17 protein-coding genes are annotated in these 19,220 nt (G+C 66.4%); 3 read left to right on the top strand and 14 right to left on the bottom strand.

Annotation, left to right across the window (positions count from 1 at the left end):
• Positions 1–29: 29 nt before the first annotated feature.
• The 12 genes from ASC89_RS26720 to ASC89_RS26665 form a co-directional block, all read right to left on the bottom strand.
• A complete protein-coding gene (locus ASC89_RS26720) occupies positions 30–494 on the bottom strand; it encodes a hypothetical protein (RefSeq protein ID WP_056003784.1) in 465 nt (154 codons plus the stop codon).
• Positions 491–1,345: an IclR family transcriptional regulator gene (locus ASC89_RS26715; protein ID WP_056003781.1), complete on the bottom strand. Its 855-nt coding sequence runs from the start codon at positions 1,343–1,345 to the stop codon at positions 491–493. Before ASC89_RS26715 ends, ASC89_RS26720 begins: the two co-directional genes overlap by 4 nt.
• A gap of 272 nt (positions 1,346–1,617) precedes the next feature.
• Entirely contained in the window at positions 1,618–2,661 is a 1,044-nt protein-coding gene (locus ASC89_RS26710; RefSeq protein ID WP_056003778.1) for a beta-propeller fold lactonase family protein, read from the bottom strand.
• 19 nt (positions 2,662–2,680) lie between these two features.
• The gene (locus tag ASC89_RS26705; protein ID WP_056003775.1) at positions 2,681–3,844 is read right to left on the bottom strand and encodes an alanine racemase; all 1,164 of its coding nucleotides are present in this window, start codon (positions 3,842–3,844) and stop codon (positions 2,681–2,683) included.
• 2 nt (positions 3,845–3,846) lie between these two features.
• Positions 3,847–5,445 (bottom strand): amidohydrolase family protein, encoded by a 1,599-nt coding sequence (locus ASC89_RS26700; RefSeq protein WP_056003772.1) that lies wholly within the window; start codon positions 5,443–5,445, stop codon positions 3,847–3,849.
• Positions 5,442–6,491, bottom strand: a complete 1,050-nt coding sequence (locus ASC89_RS26695) for a Gfo/Idh/MocA family protein (RefSeq protein WP_056003769.1) — start codon at positions 6,489–6,491, stop codon at positions 5,442–5,444. Before ASC89_RS26695 ends, ASC89_RS26700 begins: the two co-directional genes overlap by 4 nt.
• Positions 6,488–7,372, bottom strand: a complete 885-nt coding sequence (locus ASC89_RS26690; protein WP_056003766.1) for a carbohydrate ABC transporter permease — start codon at positions 7,370–7,372, stop codon at positions 6,488–6,490. The genes ASC89_RS26695 and ASC89_RS26690 overlap by 4 nt, the downstream gene beginning before the upstream one ends.
• Positions 7,372–8,274: a carbohydrate ABC transporter permease gene (locus ASC89_RS26685; RefSeq protein ID WP_055875764.1), complete on the bottom strand. Its 903-nt coding sequence runs from the start codon at positions 8,272–8,274 to the stop codon at positions 7,372–7,374. Before ASC89_RS26685 ends, ASC89_RS26690 begins: the two co-directional genes overlap by 1 nt.
• 204 nt (positions 8,275–8,478) lie before the next feature.
• The gene (locus ASC89_RS26680) at positions 8,479–9,804 is read right to left on the bottom strand and encodes an ABC transporter substrate-binding protein (protein WP_056003762.1); all 1,326 of its coding nucleotides are present in this window, start codon (positions 9,802–9,804) and stop codon (positions 8,479–8,481) included.
• A gap of 250 nt (positions 9,805–10,054) precedes the next feature.
• Positions 10,055–11,344, bottom strand: a complete 1,290-nt coding sequence (locus ASC89_RS26675) for an aspartate aminotransferase family protein (RefSeq protein ID WP_056003759.1) — start codon at positions 11,342–11,344, stop codon at positions 10,055–10,057.
• Between the two features lie 13 nt (positions 11,345–11,357).
• Positions 11,358–12,245 carry an amidohydrolase family protein gene (locus ASC89_RS26670; protein ID WP_056003756.1) on the bottom strand — a complete coding sequence of 296 codons (888 nt, stop codon included), beginning with the start codon at positions 12,243–12,245 and terminating at the stop codon, positions 11,358–11,360.
• Positions 12,242–12,994, bottom strand: coding sequence for an IclR family transcriptional regulator (locus ASC89_RS26665; protein WP_056003753.1), 753 nt, complete (start codon positions 12,992–12,994; stop codon positions 12,242–12,244). The genes ASC89_RS26670 and ASC89_RS26665 overlap by 4 nt, the downstream gene beginning before the upstream one ends.
• A 325-nt stretch (positions 12,995–13,319) precedes the next feature.
• Here ASC89_RS26665 and ASC89_RS26660 point away from each other — a divergent pair, with 325 nt between their 5' ends.
• Complete coding sequence (locus tag ASC89_RS26660; RefSeq protein WP_156384788.1) at positions 13,320–13,892, top strand: hypothetical protein; 573 nt, start codon at positions 13,320–13,322, stop codon at positions 13,890–13,892.
• Between the two features lie 121 nt (positions 13,893–14,013).
• Here the strand turns inward: ASC89_RS26660 and ASC89_RS26655 are convergent, their stop codons facing one another.
• A complete protein-coding gene (locus ASC89_RS26655) occupies positions 14,014–14,934 on the bottom strand; it encodes a sugar phosphate isomerase/epimerase (RefSeq protein ID WP_056003747.1) in 921 nt (306 codons plus the stop codon).
• Between the two features lie 10 nt (positions 14,935–14,944).
• Positions 14,945–16,129, bottom strand: coding sequence for a Xaa-Pro peptidase family protein (locus ASC89_RS26650; protein WP_056003744.1), 1,185 nt, complete (start codon positions 16,127–16,129; stop codon positions 14,945–14,947).
• Positions 16,130–16,229: 100 nt separating this feature from the next.
• Here ASC89_RS26650 and ASC89_RS26645 point away from each other — a divergent pair, with 100 nt between their 5' ends.
• A complete protein-coding gene (locus ASC89_RS26645; RefSeq protein WP_056003741.1) occupies positions 16,230–17,426 on the top strand; it encodes an ROK family transcriptional regulator in 1,197 nt (398 codons plus the stop codon).
• A 98-nt stretch (positions 17,427–17,524) separates the two neighbouring features.
• The gene (locus ASC89_RS26640) at positions 17,525–19,189 is read left to right on the top strand and encodes an ABC transporter substrate-binding protein (RefSeq protein ID WP_056003739.1); all 1,665 of its coding nucleotides are present in this window, start codon (positions 17,525–17,527) and stop codon (positions 19,187–19,189) included.
• Positions 19,190–19,220: the final 31 nt, after the last annotated feature.

Raw genomic sequence — 19,220 nt, 5'->3', positions numbered from 1 at the left:
CGGGATATGTGCACCGGGGGCTGGCACCGCTACAGCGGCAGGTAGCCGGTAAAGCCGGCGATCTTCCAGGCCTCATGCTCGCGGCGGAGGTGGAATACCGAGCGCCAGGCGAGGATCATGGCGCCCTCGGATTGGCGGACGATCTGCCCTTCGATGCGCTTATGGGCAAGGGCCGCATCGCCGTTGATGTCGATGCGGTCGATCGATTGGCTGCGGAACCAGGCGGCCCGCAGGGGCTCGGCGAACTCGGCCGGGTTCCAGCGGGCGGCGATGGCGGCATCGCGATAGGCGGTAACCGACGCATAGGCCGGGCGCCAGTTGGCGGGCTCGAGCGACAGCGCGGCGTCGATGCCGAGAAAGCCGGACTCGACATAATCGGCGGCAACCAACGACCAGTCGCTGCTGAGGAAGAAATCGCTGTCGCGCCTGACCAGCATTTCCCAGATGGCGAAGCGATCGACATCAGCGGCGGTGAAGGGATTGGTTTCGTTCATTGCACGTCCGGGGGGAGCGGGAAATGCGGTTCGGGCAGGTCGCCGCCCATCGACTGCGAGATCTTGCGCGCGGCGCGGTAGAGCATGATCGCCGCATCGTCGAAGGGGACGATGATCTGCTGGCTGGTGAGGAACGGCATGGTCAGCGCCGCGATCGAGATGCCGGCTGTGTTGATGATCGGAAAGCTCAGGTCGGTCACCCCCTGCACCATCTCGCCTTCGATCCGCTCGTAGCCGCGTTTCGCAATGGCCTCGATCCGGCCACGGTAGCGCCTCGCCTGCTCGGGCGGCAGCAGCGCCTCCGACTGGCCGATAATCCAGGCCTGTACCGGGCTGGACTGAAAGGCGATGATGGTGCGCCCCGAGGTGCCGCGGATGGCCGGGCTGGCGGCGCCGACGCGCAGGCGGATGGCGATGGGGGCGGGGCTATCGACCTGGGCGATGATGCGCTGGTTGAGCCCATCGAGCACCGCCATATGGATGGCCTGCGAGGTCTCGAGCGCCAGGGCGTTCATGATCGGCTGGGCGGCATCAACGACCCGGCGGAACGGCGGGAACAGCGTCGCAAGGCCATAGAGCTGGGTGGAGAGCACCAGAGCTTCTTCACCGGGCGGCCGGATCAGGTAGCCGCGGCGCTCGAGCGCCATCACCATGCGATAGACTTCCGACAGCGAGCGGCCGAGGCGCTGGGCGATCTGGCTGGGGGTGACCGGCACGGTGAGCGTCGCCAGCAGCTCGAGCACATCGAGGCCCTTTTCCAGCGCCGGAGCGGTATACTCCGCCTTGGGAACGGGCTTGCGGCGTTTGCGCGATCCCTTGGCGGTCGGCGCACCGTCTTCAGCTGCTGCCATGCTCCCCCCGCTCGCTCGTTTCGGCGCCGATGTCCACTAACACCGCGCCATTCGGCCCGCCACCATGGGGGAGGGCCGGGGCACAGGAAATCTGGGGTGATCCAGGGATCTGCACCAATCTTCTCAGTCGTCTCTTCCCTCCCCCTTGAAGGGGAGGGATTGAGGGAGGGGGTGGTGCGGTGATCACCGATGGACCCCCACCCCCACCCCCTCCCCAAGGGGGAGGGGAGCTCGACGTACTGCATCGTTGCCAGCTTTCGCTAGGAAAGGACCTAGTCCCAGAGCAGCAGCCAGCCCGCGCCCGGGCAATCGAACAGATGCTCGACGCCGGTCGGAACGCCGTTGGCGAGCGGCAGCGCCTTGACCGCGCCGGAATCCCAGCCGGCGACCAGCACGTGGCTTTCTGTGACCAGCAAATGCTGCGGCCATTGCGTCTGGCTGTCGTGTTCGGCGACCAGTGCCGGGGTGGCGCCGGAGACCTCGAAGGTCGAGATGGTGTCGAGGCTGCGGTTGGCGAAGTAGACGTGGCGGCCATCCAGCGCGCGCTGGATATCGCCGGGATAGTTGCGGCTCCAGCGGGTCTTGCCCGGGCCAGTCTGCTGCGTGGCCCTGACATTGGCCCAGCTGGTGGCCGGATCGCCGAGGCGGCCGACCACGAGGTTGGAGCCGAGCTCGCCGCTGACCGCCAGCCGCCCATCAGGCAGCACCACGGCGTGCCGCGGCCCGGTATTGGCCGGCACGGCGGTCGCCCGCGATTGGGTCAGCGCGTCGGCGACGGGCTTCGACAGATCGAGGCTGAACTCACGGATGAGATCGGCGCCGAGGTCGATCACCACCAGCGTCGCGCCGATGAAGAAGGCCTGGTGCGGGTGCGCGTCGTCCTGGCGTTCGAGCTCGGGGCCGCCGCCACTGAGCTTCAGCTGCACGATCGGCCCTTCGAAGCTGCCATCGGCGGCGAGGCGCTGCAGGCCCAGTGTGCTGGTGGTGTAGTTGGTGACGATCAGCAGCCGGCCGCTCGGATCGACCACGAGGTGGCAGGGCTCGGCGCCCTCGCTCGACTTCTCGCCGAGGGTAATCGCCGCGTCGCCCTCGATGCGCCAGGCATGGATATCGCCCTCCATGCCGACGCGCGACGTGCCGTAGACCACCGGCAGGGTGGGGTGACGGGTGAGGCTCGAGAGCTGGTTGACGCGGGCCAGGGTCTTGCCCCGCCACTTGCCATCCTGCTGCACCCAGCGGGTCAGCCCATGCAGCTCGAATATGCCGCGCGACGCGACCAGCAGCGACTGCCCCTCGGCCAGTTTGAACTCCGACATCGTTCCCCCCAAAATAATACTACTCGGATGCGCCGGGGCCGAAACCGTCCCAATGCGCCACGACCTGGCCGTTCTCGACCACACTGGCGCGGCGCAGCATGGCGAAGGCCATGCAGACATGGTTCGGCACGATCTCCAACCGTGTCCCTACTGGTAGCGGCATCGGCGCGCCCTGGCCATGCCAGCGCAGCCAGCCGTGTTCTTCCGACATCCGCTCGATCACCCAGCCGGGGGCGTTGACGATCAGCCCCATGCCGGGAAAGGCGTCGCGATGCGCCGAGGCCGGCACCAGGTCGGTGCTCAGCGATTTCGAGCCGGCATCGATGCAGGCGCGCTCGGGGTCGGGGTGACTGACCACCGTGGCGATGACGCGGATGGCGGTGGTCTCGAGGCTGGCATTGCCGAGCGCGATCTGGCCGACATCGTTGAAAGCATAAATGCCAGGGCGGATCTGGGTGACGCCGGGTACATGCGCCACTTCGCGCGCCGAAGCGGAGGCGCCGAGCGAGACGATCGGCAGCGGCACGCCGCGGCCCCGGATCGTCTCGGCGACCCCGACCATGAATGCCCCGGCGGCCTTGGCGCGGCTCGCCAGATCCGGATGGTCCTTGGCGCCATAGGTGGTGCCTTCGTGGGTATAGATGCCGACGAGCTCGATGCCCGGCAGGGCGTGAACGGCGGCCGCCACAGCGGCGGCCTGGTCGGCAGCGACGCCTTCGCGGCCGAGGCCTGAGTCGATGGCCAGCATCATCCGCGCCGTGGCGCCGGCGGCGGCGAACACCGCGCCGATGCTGGCGGCGGCGGCTTCGCTGTCGGTGGCGAGCGTCAGGTCGACCCGGCGCGACAGGGCGAGGGCGCGTTCGGCCTTGTCGGCCCCGACGATCGGGTTGGCGACGAACAGCCGCTTCACCCCGGCGGCGGCGAAGGCTTCCGCTTCGCCGAGCTTGGCGACGCAAAGGCCATCGGCGCCGTGCGCCACCTGGCGGAGGCCGATCTCCGCCATGCGGTGGGTCTTGGCGTGCGGGAAGAGTTCGACCTTGGCCGAGCGGGCGATGGCAGCCATCTCGTCGAGATTGCCATCGAGCACGGCGAGATCGAGCACCAGGCCGGGGGTCGAAACAGGCAGGTCGGCCCAGCTCGAGCCCTGGGCGTCGTCGGCGATAGAGATTGCGGTTGCGGCCATGTTCAGGCTCCCAGCGTCAGTGTGCGGCCGGCGCGATGGCCGGTGACGCGATTGTTCTCGACGGCGAACTGGCCGTTGACCAAGACATGCACGATGCCGGTCGCCGCCTGGCGCGGATGCTCGTAGGTGGCGTTGGCCTTGACCGTGTCCCGGTCGAAGACGACGAGATCGGCCTTGGCGCCGGCGGCGATCCGGCCGCGATCGGTGAGCCGCAGCCGGTTGGCCGCCGAGCTGGTCATGTGGCGCACGCATTCCTCGAGCGTCAGCACCTTCTCGTCACGCACATAGGTTTCGAGCATGCGCGGGAAGGTGCCCCAGGAGCGGGGATGAGGGCGGTCGCCAACCAGGATACCGTCGCTGCCGACGGTGTGTTCCTCGCGCTGCATCAGGGTGCGAACATGCTCCTCGATGCCGATGAAGAACACGCAAGGGGCGGCGCGCTCGGTGGCGATCAGCACGTCGAGGGCCAGCTCGGCGGGCGAGGTGTTGAGCTTCCGCGCCGCGTCGGCGAGGTTGCCCTCCATCATCCATTCCATCTCCGGCGCACCGGGCAGGCCCGCGAGATAAACGCTCGACCAGTTGACGGTGAGGCCCTGGTGGCCGTCCGAGCCGATGACGTCGAGCGCCTCGATGATGCGCTTGCGGGTCTCCGGATCCCTGAGCCGCGCCATCTGCTCGTCGCCGCTGCCGGACAGCGCCCAGCTGGGCAGCTGCGACAGCAGCGTCGTCATGCCGGCGAGGTAGGGATAGGCGTCGAAACTCAGATCGACGCCGTCGGCGATGGCGTCGTCGAACATCTTGAGCAGTTGCGGCAGCTTGCCCTTGTTGGCCTCGAAGCTCAGGTGGGTATGGGCGAGGTGCAGCGCCACGCCGGAGCGCCGGGCGATCTCGAAGCACTCGCCATAGCCGCCCAGCGCGTCGGTGCCGTAGTTGCGGTGGTGCGGGCAGTAGAAGCCGCCATATTCGGCGACCACTTCGCAGAGCGCCACCAGTTCGTCGGTATCGGAATACATCGCCGGCACATAGGTGAGGCCGGTCGAGAGGCCGACGCCGCCTTCCTCGAGCGCGGTGCGGAGCAGCGCCTTCATCTGCTCGAGCTCGTCTGGTGTGGCGAGCCGCGCCGCATTGCCCATCACCAGCATGCGGAGGTTCCCGTGCGGCACGAGGTAGGCGCAGTTGACCGCGACATTGCCGTCGAGGCGAGTGAGGTATTCGGCAACGCTGCGCCAGTTCCAGTCGAAGCCCGGCGGATCGTCGTTCCAGCCCTTGATCTGGCTGCGCATCTCGATGAGCGTCGCATCGTCGATCGGAGCGTAGCTCAGGCCGTCCTGGCCGAGCACCTCGGTGGTGACGCCCTGGCTGAGCTTACTGGTATGATCGGGGTTCACCAGCACCTGCAGGTCGGAATGGGTGTGCATGTCGATGAAGCCCGGCGCGATGCAGAGGCCGTCGATGGCGACGATCCGATCGGCTTCCGGACGGCGGGCGCCCTTGAAGATGCCGGCGATGCGATCGCCGATCACCAGCACATCTGCGCGCACCGGCGCATTGCCGAGGCCGTCGACGACGAGGCCGCCGGTAAACAGGGTGGAGGTGCTCATAGGGTCTCGATCTGCAGTTTCTGGTTGGTCTTGGCGCTGAGATAGATGGCGTCCGTCACCGCGACCACGTGGGCCGCGAGGCGCGCCGTCAGGCCGGCCGGGGCCGGGGCGCCGAAGGCGCAGGCGATCAAGGCCTTGGTCGGGGCGCCGGGATCGTAGAGGCCCGAGGCCTCAGGGGCGCGATACTCCACCACCTCGCCGCTGGCCCGCACCAGGCGAAGCGTGTCGGCCACCGAGTCGGCCCAGAGCTGGCCGTTCCGACCATAGAGTGCGAAATGCCATTGCGGTCGCGCCAGGTAGGGGTGGGTGGAGGCGGCGCTCAGCGCCGCCGAACCGCCGCCGGCGAACTCGGCATTAACAGTGGTGTGGAGGTCGATGTCGCTCTTTGGCGGAAACGTGCTGGCGTTGAGCGCGACGATCGGCTGGCCCACCAGCCACTCGACCATGCCGAGCTGGTGCGACATGGTCACGGCGGCCGAGCCGCCGGCGGAGATCGCCTTGTCGGTATAGGTGGCGGTGTTTGATGCCGCCTTGCCGCCCCAGCCGCCATCGGTGCTGCCTGAGAGCAGGGCCCGGGTGTTGACTGCGAGATGCATGGTCAGGTGTTCGACGGGGCCGATCTCGCCGGCCTCGATCAGCTTGCGGCTCAGCGCAAAGATCGGTGCCGCCGGCCAGCCGAAGCCGACGAGCAGTGCCTTGTTCAGTCGCTCGGCCGTATCGCGCATCCGCCGGGCCGGCCCGGCGCTCAGCGCGAAAGGCTTTTCGACCAGCACGTGGGCGCCGGCTTCGAGCGCCGCGATCACCTGTTCCTCGTGGGCGACGGGTGGGCTCGAGACGACGACGATGTCGGGGCCGAGCGCCAGCGCTTCGCGCCAGTCGGCAAAATGCGGGGCACCGAATTGCGCCCCGAGGCTTGACGCCATTTCGGCATTGGGGCTCGAGAGCGCCACCAGCTCGACGCGCGGGTCGGCGGTGAGCGCCGGCAGGTGGCTCGACTGCGACCAGGCGCCGGCGCTGAGCACGGCGGCCTTGATGGTTGCACTCATTTGCCCACCCCCGCCGTGAGGGCGCCGACGACGTGACGCTGGAAGATCAGCACCAGCACGGTCGGCGGCAGCATCGACATGACGGTGGCGGCGGCCAGCGCGTTCCAGTTGAACTGCTGTACTGACTGGAAGCCGGCGAGCAGCGGCGGCACGGTGAGCTGGTTGGTGAGCACCAGGGCGTAGAAGAACTCGCTCCAGGCCTCGAGGAAGATCAGCACGCCCGCCGCGACGAGGCCCGGCCGGGCGATCGGCACAATGATGATCCACAGCGTCTGGAGCCGGGTGGCGCCGTCGATCTTGGCCGCCTCCTCGATTTCGCGCGGCAGCTGATCGAAGTAGTTCTTGAGGATCATGATGGCGAGCGGCAGGGTGAAGACGTTGTAGCTGATGACCAGGGCCCACGGGGTGTTGAGCACGCCGATGACGCGGAAGGCCACGAAGAACGGGCCGATAATGGCGATGGCCGGAACGATCCGGGTGGCAATCACCGACAGCTCGAACACCCGGGCGCCGCGGAACGGATAGCGCGACAGCCCATAGGCGGCGGCGCCGGCGATGCAGAGGTTCAGCACCACGAGGATCGAGCTGACGAGGAGGCTCTGGCCGATGGTCGGCACCAGCCGGGTGCCCATGTCGGTGCTGCCGATGCCCTTGCCGCCGGTATTGCCGAACAGCACCGCCGCATAATTGTCGAGCGTGACGCTGGAGGGCACCAGCGGGAAGGGTTTGACGCCCAGCTGCGAGGGGGTGATCAGGCTCGAGACCACCAGGTACCAGACCGGCAGCAGGATCCAGATGGCGAACACCAGGACGCCCAGATAGATGGCGACGCTAGTGGCGAGGCTGCGGCGCCGGCCGCGCTCGAAGGCGGAGGACGCCATCAGTGCATCTCCCTGCGATAGAACAGCCGGACGATGGTCAAGCCGCCGATCAGCGCGACGACGCCGAGGATGACGGCGAGCGCCGAACCGAGCCCGATATTGGTGTTCACGAACAGCTGCCGGTAAATCAGGATGCTGAGCACCTGGGTGGTGTCGCCGGGTCCGCCCTGGGTCATGGCAAAGACCACGTCGAACTGCAGGAAGGCATAGATCACGTTGAACACGGTGACGGTGATCAGCACCGGCCGCAGCCAGGGCAGGGTGATGTTGCTGAAGCGCTGCCACCAGTTGGCGCCGTCGAGCTGGGCCGCTTCGTTCAGTTCCTCAGGCAGTGTCTGCAGGCCGGCAAGCAGCAGGATGCCGGCAAAGCTCGCCTGCCGCCACACCGCGGCGAGCACGGTGATCGGCAAAGCGGTGTTCGGGTCGGACAGGAACGGGTGATAGTCGCTGGTCAACCCCAGCATCATCAGCACGGCGTTGAGCCCGCCGACGCTGCCATCGGCAAACCACTTCCAGAGGATGCCGATGACCAACCAGGGCGTCGCCCACGGAATGATCAAGAGGGCGCGCGCCAGCCCGCGGCCGATGAAGCGCTGGTTGAGCAGCATCGCCATGGCGAGGCCGATCACTGTCGAGAGGATGACGAAGCCGACCGAGAAGGTGAGCGTCACCTGGGCCGAACGCCAGAACACCGGGCTCGAAAAGATGATGGTGAAGTTCTCGAGGCCGACGAACGGCCCGAAGCTCGAGCCGCTCGCCGGCACATCGTGGAGGCTGTAGACCAGGGTGAGCAGCGTCGGCAGGGCCAGCAGCACGATCAGGATGATCATCGCCGGCGCGACGAGCTTCAGCCCGAATGCGCGATCGGCCTTCGGTCCGAGTAGGTCAGCTGCTCCTGCCATGGGCTCTTGTGTCCTGTTGCTTGGTATTCAGTTGAATTCGGGTCAGCCGCAGCTTCGGCTCTAGCGTCCCCTCTCCCTTTGGGGGAGAGGGTCAGGGTGAGGGGGCCCTGCCGCAAACGCCGGGCGTGGGAAGGCCCCCTCACCCGGCGCTACGCGCCGACCTCTCCCCCAAGGGAGAGGTGCAGCGGGCTCCGCGCCTAACGGCTAGAGCGTCCGGCCGCCCTGGGCGCCCTTGGCGGCAGCGGTCAGGTCCTCGACGGTTTTCGCCGGGGTGGCCTGGCCGAGCAGCAGGGCATGGACGATGTCGCCGACCTTGGCCTGGAAATCCGGGTACCAGGGCAGGGTGCGGGCCGGCACGACGTTCGACTTGGTGGCGAAGGTGTCGGACAGCAAGGCGAGATCGTAATAGTCGGGGAACGAAGCGACCACTTCGGGGTCGGTGAAGAACCCGGCATAGGGGGCGGCGAGGCCGGCGGCCTTGGCCCACTGGTTGAACACCTTGAACTTCCCGTCGGTGTCCTTCCAGCCGTAGTACTTCATCAGGTCCCAGGTCGCGAGACGTTCGTCATCGCTGTCGGACTGGCCCATCTGCAGCACTTCGCCGATCTGTAGCGTCGACGGACCGGCTGGAGCCGTCTTGACGTTGGCCGATTGCGGGCCTTCGAGCGAGCGGATCGAGGTCAGGAAGTAGTGGTGCAGCACGTAGAAGGCGGCGTTGCCCTGCGCCATCTCGTTGCTGAGCTTACCCGGATCGTCGGTCAGGAGCGACTTGGGCGCGAGGCCCTCCTGGTACATGGCCTGCCACCACTCGAACACCCCGACGGTCTTAGGGTCATCGGCGAACACCGGCTGGCCGGCATCGTCGAAGGCGGTGATCTGCTCATTGAGCAGGTAGGTGTGGAGGTATTCCTCGCAGAATTCCTTCACCCAGTAGGCGACATAGGGCGAGGCGACGGTCGACTGCAGCGATTTCGAGGCGTCGTAGATTTCCTTCAGCGTCGTCGGCACGGCGAGGCCGGCATCGGCGAGGAACTTCTCGTTGTAGTGCAGCATGTGCACGGCCGAGAAATACGGGGCGCTGATGATGTCGCCAGCGGCATTGACGTGGCGGCCGCGGGCGCTCTCGAACATGTCGGCGATCATATCGTCGACGCCGGGCAGGCCGTTCAGCGTCTTGGCCCAGCCCTCGTTGACGAACTTCTGCGAGTTGTAGGCGAAGTTGTAAAAGAGGTCGATCTTGTCGCCGCCGCGCAGACGGGTCTGCAGCGCCGGGGTGTAACCGAGGTTCGGGATCACGGCGACATTGACCGCGGGGTTGCCCGCCGCCGTCCATTCACCGACCAGCGACTTGATGGTGTCGGGCTGGAAGTCCCAGGCCAGCATATCGAGCGTGCCCGAGTAAGCGGCCTTGGCGGTGCCGGTCATGAGACCCGGCAGGAGGCTGGCGGCCAGCGCCGATGCGCCGCCAGCCTTGAGGAAGGAGCGGCGGTTCAGCGAACCGAAGCCCCGGGTGGCATTAGTGGTCGTCATAGCTTTCCCTCCTTGACGAACTGAACCGACAACACGTCGCGGACGACGCTTGTTCTCCCGCAGCCAAGGCTGCAGGCCTCCGGGCCCGGCCCAACGGACCCGCTCTCGACATTCTCAGCCGAGCCATGTGGCCCAACCGGTCGGCAGGCGAGGCGCTTCCCTGTTGCCTCACTGCCTGTCGTCAGATCGCAACGTTATGACGGCCGCAATCATATATCAATACGACTTTTCGCATATGAAAAGCATGAGCTCAGCGCAGAGTTTTCATAACGATTTCAGCGGTTTCGAGCGTCCGGTCGATATCGGCATCGGTGTGCGCGGCGCTGATATGGTTGCGCTTGATCGGCATGGGCAGCATGAAGATGCCGCGCTCGCACATGCCCTGGCGGAAGCCGACATCGCGGGCCGTGTCGTTGGCGAGGAGATCCTCGTAGCGCTCGACCTTGCCGCTCATGAAATAGGGGGTGAACACCGAGCCGAAGCCCGCCGACACCATCTCGATGCCGAGCCGTGCGGCGATTTCGGCGAGGCCGGCGCGCATCCGATCACCGAGCCGGAAGGTGCGCTCGTAGATGGTGCCGTCCTCGAGCGCCGCGATGGTGGCCAGCGCCGCGGCCGAGCCGACCGGATGGCCGTTGTAGGTGCCGCCGACGAATACCTTGCCGCCCGGCGCGGTCGAGAACTGCAGCATCAGTTCACGCTTGCCGGCGATGATGGCGCAGGGATAGCCATTGGCGATGGCCTTGGCGAAGGTGCTGATATCGGGCTTCACCCCGAGCAACGACTGGTAGCCGCCGAGCCCATGGCGGAAGCCGGTGATCACCTCGTCGAACACCAAGACGATGCCATGCTGATCGCAGAGCCGGCGCAACCCCTCGACGAAATCCTGCCGTGGCAGCACGCAGCCGATATTGTGCGGGATCGCTTCCATGAAGATGGCGGCGATCTGGCCTGGGTGGTCGAGGATCGCCTGTTCGGTGGCGGCGAGGTCGTTGAACGGCACGATGATGGTGTTGTCGATGGCGTCGGCGAGCTGGCCGGCGCTGCCCGGATCTTTCTTCCCGATCTTGTCGGCAGGGCTCGCGATATTCATCAGCAGGTAGTCGTGCCAGCCGTGGAAGGTGCCCTGGAACTTGATCAGCTTCTCACGGCCGGTGACGCCGCGCGCCAGCCGCACCGCCATGTAGGTGGCTTCCGAGCCCGAGGAGAAGGCGAGCGCCATCTCGGCGGAGGGCACGTGCTGCACCACCTTTTCGGCGAGCATGATTTCCTGCTCGGTGATGCCGACCCCGACCATGTCTGGACCGGTCAGCGCCTTGGCGACGGCGGCGTTCACCGTGGGGTCGTTGTGGCCGAGGACGATCGGGCCGAAGGCCGCGTGATAGTCGAGATAGGTGTTGCCGTCGACGTCGCGGATATAGGCGCCCTCGGCCCATTCCCAGGCATAGGGCTGGCTCAGCCGACGGGTCGCGGAGTTGACGCCGCCGGGAATGACCTTGGTGGCGCGTTCGGTGATGCTCTTGGATTTCTCGATATGCATAGGAGTACCGGTCTTAGGAAAGGCCGAGCAGCGTGAGGCTGTCGCGGTGGATGATCTGTTCGATCTTGTCGGCGGGAACGCGCGGCAGCGCCGTGCCTTCGACGATGGCGTTGACGGTGCGGAGCGCATGCAGCGTCTCGGCCGGGGTGGTGATCGGGTAGTCCGAAGCGAACAGCAGCTTGTCGAGCACGTTCCACTCGGTGGCTTTGATCATTCCCTCGTAGAAGGTGTAGGGCCGGTACAAGAGGCCCGAGACGTCGGCATAGACATTGGGGTGCTTGCGGATCACCACCGCGGTATCGACCGTCCAGGGGTGGCCCATATGGGCCATGATGATCTTGAGGTTCGGGTAGCGCATGGCGATTTCGTCGACCACCAGCGGGTGGGCGTACTTGATCGGCGCGGTGCGGACCGGCGACGTGCCGATGTGAAAGAGGATCGGCAGCCCGTGCCGTTCGGCCTCGCGATAGATGGCCAGCGCCCGGCTCTCCAGCGGCTCGAACACCTGGTAGTTGGCGCCCATCTTGATGCCCTTGAGGCCGAGGTCGGTGCGCGAGCGCTCGATCTCCTCGAGCGCCTTGGGATCATGCGGGTGCACCGACATGAAGCCGATCAGGCGATCGGGATGCGCCAGCGCGAAGGCTGAGGTGGCGTCATTGACGCCGATCGCCACGTCGCCTGGCTCGTTGAAGCCGTTGACCCCGCCGGTGATTTCGCCCGGCGCCCAGGCGACGCCGAAGACGATCGACTTGTCGGCCGGCTGTTGCGCCGCGAGGAAATCGTTCCAGCTGTAGACCGAGTCGACCGAGCGGTCGGGCCGCCAGGTGTGGTGCAGGCGCCGGTGTTCCGGCGGCACGGCGTGGCGGAACTGCGGGGTGTGCGAGTGGACGTCGATGATCATGGGTTGGCTTTCTGCGGAGCGCCAAGTTCGTGCGAGATCGATTGGGCGCAGGCCTCGACCGCCCTGGCGAGTTCGCCGAGGCCATCCTGGGTGACGCGGGTGGTGGGGCCGGAAATGCTGACCGCGGCGACGACGGCGCCCGAGTGGTCGCGGATCGGCGCGGCGACGCAGCGCAGCCCCTGCTCGATTTCCTCGTCGTCGATGGCATAGCCGCGCGCCCGGATCTCGACGATCTGCTCGGCGAGCCGTTTGGGGTCGGTAATGGTGTGCGGGGTGTGCGGCTCGAAGCGCATGCGCGCCATCAGCTGCTGGCGCACCGGCTCGTCCTGGAAGGCGAGCAGCGCCTTGCCGACGCCGCTGCAATGCAGCGGATCGAGGAAGCCGATGAAGCTCGCCATGCGCATCGAGCGCGAGGCATCGAGCTTGTCGACGCAGAGCGCATTGTCCTCGCTGAGGATCGAGAGGTGCACGGTCTCCCCGGTGCTAGCGACGAGGCTCTCGAGATGCGGGCGGGCGGAGCGGCGAAGGTCGAGCTCGCCCATGGCCCGCGCGCCGATCACCAGCGACAGCATGCCGAGCCGATAGGTCTGGCTCTGTTCATCGCGATCCAGCAGCCGCCGTGCCGTCAGCGTCGCGAGGATGCGGAACACCGTGCTCTTGGGCAGACCGGTCTCGGTAACGATCCCGTCGACGGTCAGCACGCCGTTCTTCCCCGCCACCGCGGCGAGAATGTCGACGGCGCGATCCACGGATCGAATGGCGTAACGGTCGTCTAAAGAATTCACTAGATGAACTCACAGTTTGGATAGTGAACTGAGTACAGCTGGAATCCGAGGCGACGTCAAGCGGGCGCTTGGGAGGGCGGAAAACGAGAGGTTCCGTGTCCGAGGACTGGTCGTGGTCTTCCGACGAAAGGAGTGCGGTCGATGGAGTCTTGTGGGGGGCGGACCAGCACGCGGCCTAGCGCGCTACCAGCTCAAGCGCAGCGGTGTCTTGCGCGTACTACCAACACGGGGTGACATTGAGTCGATGATTGGTAGCCGCCCAATCGTCCAAAATGGCGAGGAAATTGCCTTGGACAGAACCGAACTCAAGAAGTTGTTACGACATGTCGCCAAGTTTCGAGAGAAAGTCGTTTCGGTTTTTGGCGTGTCTGCTCCAGAGAGCGCCTCCCTTTTGATCGGCATGCTGGTTCAAACCGAGGATCCCATGTCGCGGTCCACGCTCTACGTTGGGGCCGTCACAGAGTGTCTGCTGCAGGGCTGCCTGAGTGCGGCGGAGCGCATAGCTGTCGCCCGCCATGAGGAATTTCAAGATATTCTCTCTCTCATGTCGCTTTCTGGGACACTGTCCGATGTCGGAAAGCCCTTGGAGGGGCTCGCCTGTGCCACGGCAGCACTTGCCCAGGCAGTGAGTGAGAGAGTCTATGTGAACTTTGCTGCTGGCAACTTGATGCGCCAAGCTATCAAGACAGGGTCAGTAGACGCGGTGAATGAAGCCCTCGATGCTCTCATCGATTCAACCCAGGTTCCGCGCACATCGGATTGTGCCTTGGAAACGGATTGGATCGATGCGGCGAATGCGCCTGGGGCGGACAGAGAGCTCACCGATTGGGTCCACGCAGTGGCGAGCCGAAGAAGGGAATGACCGACTGGCTCGATGTCCCCAAGCCTCTTGCCCGCGGAGGGCGGAGCGGGCGACTTCGTCGCACCCAATTCAATGCCTTTTGCGCGGAGCCCCCGTTTCGCTCGAGGTCTCAATCAGCATCTCACGACCTCACCATCTTTAGCGCCGCTGGCAGCCGCAGGGTGATGTCGTCCTGGTCGATCGGCGGCTGGTCGCGCTTGAGGCGGGCCGAGTGCACCAGGGCAGCGTATTCGGGGAGCTGGATGTAGGGCTGGCTGGCCAGCCATTGCTGGTCGAAGGCAGGGATGGCGAATTGGCCGCGGTGGAGTTCGATCAGCGGTTTTGCGGTGGGGAGCAGGGCGAGGAGGCTTGGCCAGTCGATCATGCCCTGGCCGACGGGGGCGAGGTGGCGGCGGAGATCCGTGTCACCTTCGAAGCTCAGGGTGGCGTCGTCGATGTGGACCTGGGTGATGTGCGGAGCGAGGCGGCGGGCGGCGGCGAGGGGATCTTCGAGGCGGACCAGCATGTTGGCCGGGTCATAGGAGATGCCGAGGGCGTCGGGGCCGACGCGTTCGACTAGGTCCAGGCACTCGTAGGAGGTGATTTCCTCGTGAGTTTTCACCAGCGCGCGCATACCGAGATCGGCCAGCACCGGCCTGAGATCAGTGAGCAGCGCCGCAACGGCGTCGAGCTGGGCGCGCCAATTTGCGGCGCGGTCTTCGAGGGTGCCGATGGTGAAGAACATCTCGCGCATGCCGAGCGAGGCGCCTGTTTCCAGCAGGCGCCGGACGCCGCGGGCGAGATCGCCGTCGCCGAGCTGCAGCTCACGGCGGTAGCGGTCGAGCCGCATTGGGTTGAGCCAATCGAGGCTGGCGGCGATGGCGATGCCGAGGCTGTCGGCTTCGGCCTTGAGTTCGCGTAGCACGGCAGGGTCGAGCGTCGGGCTCAGCTCGAACAGGCTGTAGAAGGTGATTTCGCCGGCGCCGAGCGCGGCGGCCTTGCTGATGGCGTCGAGCGGGTCGTTGCCGGCATCGGGGATACTGCCGCGCATGAGTGAGAACATCGCAAAACTCCTAATCGATCGGGAAGATGCCGCGGGGGAAGTGGGTCAGCCACTCGGCGCCGCTGTCTGTCACCAGCGCGACATCGCCGGCGCAGACATGGCCGAGGCCGGGCAGGGTGAAATTGGGATGGATCTCGAACACCATGCCCGATCGCAGCAACGGGCCGTCAGCATCGCGGCTCCTGTCGCGGCGCGGCGACAGGGCTTCGGCGAGGCCCGGTTCGCTGTAATCGAGGCCGAGCCCATGGCAGGACTGGAAGCGGAACGGGTCGCTGTCGCGTGTATATGGGCACATTGCGTCGATGCGGGCTTCGATCAGGTCGACCAGCTCATGGACCGGGCCGCCGGGAACGAGGGCGGCGAGCGCGGCATCCTGGATGTCGAGCAGGCGGTCGGCGGCGTCGCTGAGCTCGGGTGCCGGCTTGCCGCGGCTGCCGATGCGCAGCCCTTGCGCGAAATAGCCCTCGAAAGACACCATGGTGCCGAGCTGCACGCGATCGCCGGGTGCGATACCCGGCGGCAGTTCGAACATCTCGAAATAGGTCACCGGCGGTTCGGGACCGGTGGAGAGCCAGAGGCGCGAGACATCGGCGCCCAGCGCCCGGCCCGCATGCTCGACCTCGGCCATCAGGCGGGCCGGGATGGCCTCGGGTTCGGCAGCATAGGCGAAGGCGCGGGCCAGCATGGCGTCGGAAATCTCCGCAGCGCGGCGGTGCAACGCGGTTTCGGCCGGGTCGCGATCGAGGCGCATGGCCTGGAGGACCGGATCGATCCGCACCATGCGCGGGAACGTGGAGGCGAAGGTGGCCGCGAGCTTCGCGGTCATCTCGTCGGCGCCGGCGACCCCGACGCGCCAGCGGCTGGCATGGGCGAGGGCCGAGGCGCGGGCGACAAGGCCGGCCGGGCCGGCGATCTCGACTTCGTAGAGGCCGCCGACGCGGGTGGTGAACAGCCGGGCCTCGTTCTTGCCGGGCGCCACGATCACTGCGTCGGTGGCGGTGATCACCAGCATCGAGGGCGCCCACATCGGGGTGAAGTTGGTGAACCAGCCGATATTGCCGCTCGATTGGGTGGCGGCGGCAAGGCCGCGCGGCGCCGAGAAAGCGACGATGGCGTCGAGGCCGTGCCGCTGCAGCAACTCGCGGCCGGCGCTTAGCCGTTGTTCGAGCAGGGCAATCGGGAGGGCAGTGATCATCGGACATCCACAGGAGCAGTGAGGCGGCTCAGTGCCGCTTGACAATACGTTCGGGATGGTTCGATATCAGACTGTAAGGAAAGTTACCAGACGGTCTCAGATGGACATGCAGATCCTCTCCGGCAGCCCCCGGTTGCTGCGCAACCTCAACGAGAAAGCCGTGTTGCAGCGGCTGCTCGCGGAGGGCTCGCTGACGCGCATGGAGCTCGAGGCTTTCACGGGGCTGTCGAAGCCGGCGATGTCGGATCTGCTGCGCCGGCTGGAATCCGCAAACCTTATCCGTCGCGACGGAGAGAAGGCCGGCACCTATGGCCCCAAGGCGGGCCTGTGGAGTCTCGAACCACGCTCCGGCTTCGTTGCAGGCATCGATGTCGGCTCCCACGGCATCGATGCCGCCATTTCCGACATCACCGGCAACACCATTGCCAGTTTCCGGCACGCCGCCGAGCCGGGCGATCGCTATGACGCGCATGAGCGGCTGACTTCGGTGCTCGAGAGCGTCACCCGGGAAGCCGGGATCACGGTGCGCGACATCGACCAGCTGGCGGTGGGTCTCCCCGGCATCGTCGATATCCGGGCCGGGAACCTCCGCAAGGGCCAGCAGCTCCCCAACTGGGAGGGCTACCACATCCCCGAGGCGCTCGAGAGCGTCCTGGGGCATCGCCATGTGCTGATCGAGAACGACGTGAACCTCGTCGCCATCGAGGAGATGGCGTGCGGCGCCGCCAATGGCGTGCAGTCGTTCATCCTGTTCTGGGTGGGCGATGGCGTCGGCGCCGGGGTGGTGATCGGCGGGAGGCTGATGCATGGCTCCACCGGCACGGCGGGCGAACTGGGCGGCGCCATGGTGCCCGACCGGATGGCCAAGCCCGGCGAGCCGGTGAAGATGGCGCTGGTCGAAGCGCTGCTCGACGTGCCGGCGATCGACGCGCTGGTCGCGGCGCACCAGTTGCGCGGGCCGGACAGTGCCGAGGCGATCCGCCAGGCGGCGCTCAGCGACAAGCATCCGAAATTCTTCGCTGAGCTCGGCTACCGCGTCGCCGCGGCGCTGACCGGCGCGATCGGCATACTCGACCCGGAGATGGTGGTGTTGGGCGGGGCCATCGGCCGCGCCGGAGGACGGGCGCTGGCGGACAGCGTCGCCGATATCCTCAAGACCCTGCCGATCGCCATTCCACAGATTGTCCCGACCGCGGTGAGCAGCAATGCCGTGCGGGCGGGGGCCGTAGAACTCGCGCTCGAGCATGCTCGAGAACGTGTGTTCACGGGAGGCAGCGCGGCACGCGGCCTCCCGTGAGGAGATTGGACCACTTGATGAGAAGCACCCATTCCCCGGAGACGATTATGCATACCAATTCAGTGCCTAAACAGCCCTCCCCGGGCTTGATCGGACGTTTGCGCACAAGCCTTCGCGCCCTGGCGCTGGGCGCACTGGCCAGCGTATCCGCCTTCGCCGTCACCTCTCCGGCGCTCGCCGAAGTCCCGCTCGACCAATTGGTCCGGATCGTGGCTGAGGGCGGCAACAGCTTTACCCGCACGTTCAACCCGTTCTCGCCGACGGCGCGCTGGGTCAGCACGCGCACCATGTACGAGCCGCTGATGATCCAGAACTATGCCACCGGCAAGCTCGATCCGTGGCTGGCGACCGCCTATGAGTGGTCGGCCGACGCGCTGAGCCTGACGCTGACGCTGCGCGACGACGTGAAGTGGTCGGACGGCCAGCCGTTCAGCGCCGACGACGTCAAGTTCACCTTCGAGCTGATGCAGGCCAATCCCGGCCTGATCGGGCCGGCATCCGGCGCCTTCGGGCAGTATCTCGCTTCGGTCGAGGCGGTCGACGCGAAAACGGTGAAGTTCACTTTCTCGTCGACCTACACCCCCGGCCTCTATTCGCTGGTCGACCAGTTCATCGTGCCGCAGCATGTCTGGAAGGACGTTGCCGACCCGGTGACCTTCGAGAACCCCGATCCGGTCGGCACGGGTCCGTTCACCACCATTGATGCCTTCGGCACCGATCGCTACCAGGTGACCAAGAACCCGAATTACTGGCAGCCGCTCAACATCGAGGGGGTGTTCGTCCAGGGCTTCAACGGCAACGACCAGGTCAGCGCCGCGACGCTCTCGGGCAATCTCGACTGGGGTGGGCTGGTGCCCGACCCGGACGTGACGTTCGTGCCGCTCGATCCCGAGCATTTCGGCTACTGGTGGCCGCGCACTTCGGTGGTGCTGCTGCTCGCCAACACCACTGATGGAGCGCTGGGCGACCCGGTGGTGCGGAAGGCCATGAGCATGGCGCTCGATCGGCAGCGCATGATCAATACCGGCGTCTGGGGCAAATCGGTTGCCGCCAATGCCACCGGCCTGCCGGAAGCGCCGTTCAAGGATTGGCTAGACCCCAAGGTGATCGCCGACGGCGCTTCATGGGTCAGCATCGACCCCGATGCGGCCAACAAGATGCTCGACGACGCCGGCTACACCAAGGGCGCCGACGGGATCCGCGTCGGCAAGGACGGCAAGCCCCTGAAATACGACATCATCGTGCCCTCGGGCTGGAATGACTGGGTGTCGGCCTGCCAGATCGTCGCCGAGAATCTGAAGGATATCGGTATCGACGTGACGCTCCGCACCACCACGGCGGACAGCTGGACCAACTCGACCTTCACTGGCCAGTTCCAGCTGTCGCTCGGCACGGCGCAGCGGACGGCGACGCCGTTCGAGTTCTATCGCAACAACATGGCGACCACTTCGGTGAAGCCGGTTGGCGAAGCCTCGCCCAACAACCAGCAGCGTTATGGCGACCCCAAGGTCGATGAGCTCTTGGCCAAGTTCGCCGCTTCGACCGATGCGGCCGAGCAGAAGGCGATCATCGCCGAGCTCGAAGGCATGTTCTCGGCCGCCGCGCCCGCCATCCCGCTCTACGAGCAGCCGGATTGGGGTCTCTACAACACCCGTCGCTTCACCGGCTTCCCCAACGAGCAGGACCCCTACGCGCCGCTCAGCCTGCAGATGACCAACGGTCCGCTGCTGGTCTGGCCGCACCTGGCTCGCCGCGCCGACTAACGCGCCGCACGTCTCGACTATGTGACACGGA

Source organism: Devosia sp. Root413D1, from assembly GCF_001425235.1.
Taxonomy (GTDB): domain Bacteria; phylum Pseudomonadota; class Alphaproteobacteria; order Rhizobiales; family Devosiaceae; genus Devosia_A.
The sequence above is the reverse complement of the archived record's forward strand: the minus strand, read 5'-3'. Positions and strand labels throughout refer to the sequence as shown.

Bases quoted from the DNA above. Each gene is read 5' to 3' on its own strand.
- ASC89_RS26720 (WP_056003784.1), bottom strand. From the start codon at position 494: ATGAACGAAACCAATCCCTTCACCGCCGCTGATGTCGATCGCTTCGCC.
- ASC89_RS26715 (WP_056003781.1), bottom strand. From the start codon at position 1,345: ATGGCAGCAGCTGAAGACGGTGCGCCGACCGCCAAGGGATCGCGCAAA.
- ASC89_RS26710 (WP_056003778.1), bottom strand. From the start codon at position 2,661: ATGTCGGAGTTCAAACTGGCCGAGGGGCAGTCGCTGCTGGTCGCGTCG.
- ASC89_RS26705 (WP_056003775.1), bottom strand. From the start codon at position 3,844: ATGGCCGCAACCGCAATCTCTATCGCCGACGACGCCCAGGGCTCGAGC.
- ASC89_RS26700 (WP_056003772.1), bottom strand. From the start codon at position 5,445: ATGAGCACCTCCACCCTGTTTACCGGCGGCCTCGTCGTCGACGGCCTC.
- ASC89_RS26695 (WP_056003769.1), bottom strand. From the start codon at position 6,491: ATGAGTGCAACCATCAAGGCCGCCGTGCTCAGCGCCGGCGCCTGGTCG.
- ASC89_RS26690 (WP_056003766.1), bottom strand. From the start codon at position 7,372: ATGGCGTCCTCCGCCTTCGAGCGCGGCCGGCGCCGCAGCCTCGCCACT.
- ASC89_RS26685 (WP_055875764.1), bottom strand. From the start codon at position 8,274: ATGGCAGGAGCAGCTGACCTACTCGGACCGAAGGCCGATCGCGCATTC.
- ASC89_RS26680 (WP_056003762.1), bottom strand. From the start codon at position 9,804: ATGACGACCACTAATGCCACCCGGGGCTTCGGTTCGCTGAACCGCCGC.
- ASC89_RS26675 (WP_056003759.1), bottom strand. From the start codon at position 11,344: ATGCATATCGAGAAATCCAAGAGCATCACCGAACGCGCCACCAAGGTC.
- ASC89_RS26670 (WP_056003756.1), bottom strand. From the start codon at position 12,245: ATGATCATCGACGTCCACTCGCACACCCCGCAGTTCCGCCACGCCGTG.
- ASC89_RS26655 (WP_056003747.1), bottom strand. From the start codon at position 14,934: ATGTTCTCACTCATGCGCGGCAGTATCCCCGATGCCGGCAACGACCCG.
- ASC89_RS26650 (WP_056003744.1), bottom strand. From the start codon at position 16,129: ATGATCACTGCCCTCCCGATTGCCCTGCTCGAACAACGGCTAAGCGCC.
- ASC89_RS26645 (WP_056003741.1), top strand. From the start codon at position 16,230: ATGGACATGCAGATCCTCTCCGGCAGCCCCCGGTTGCTGCGCAACCTC.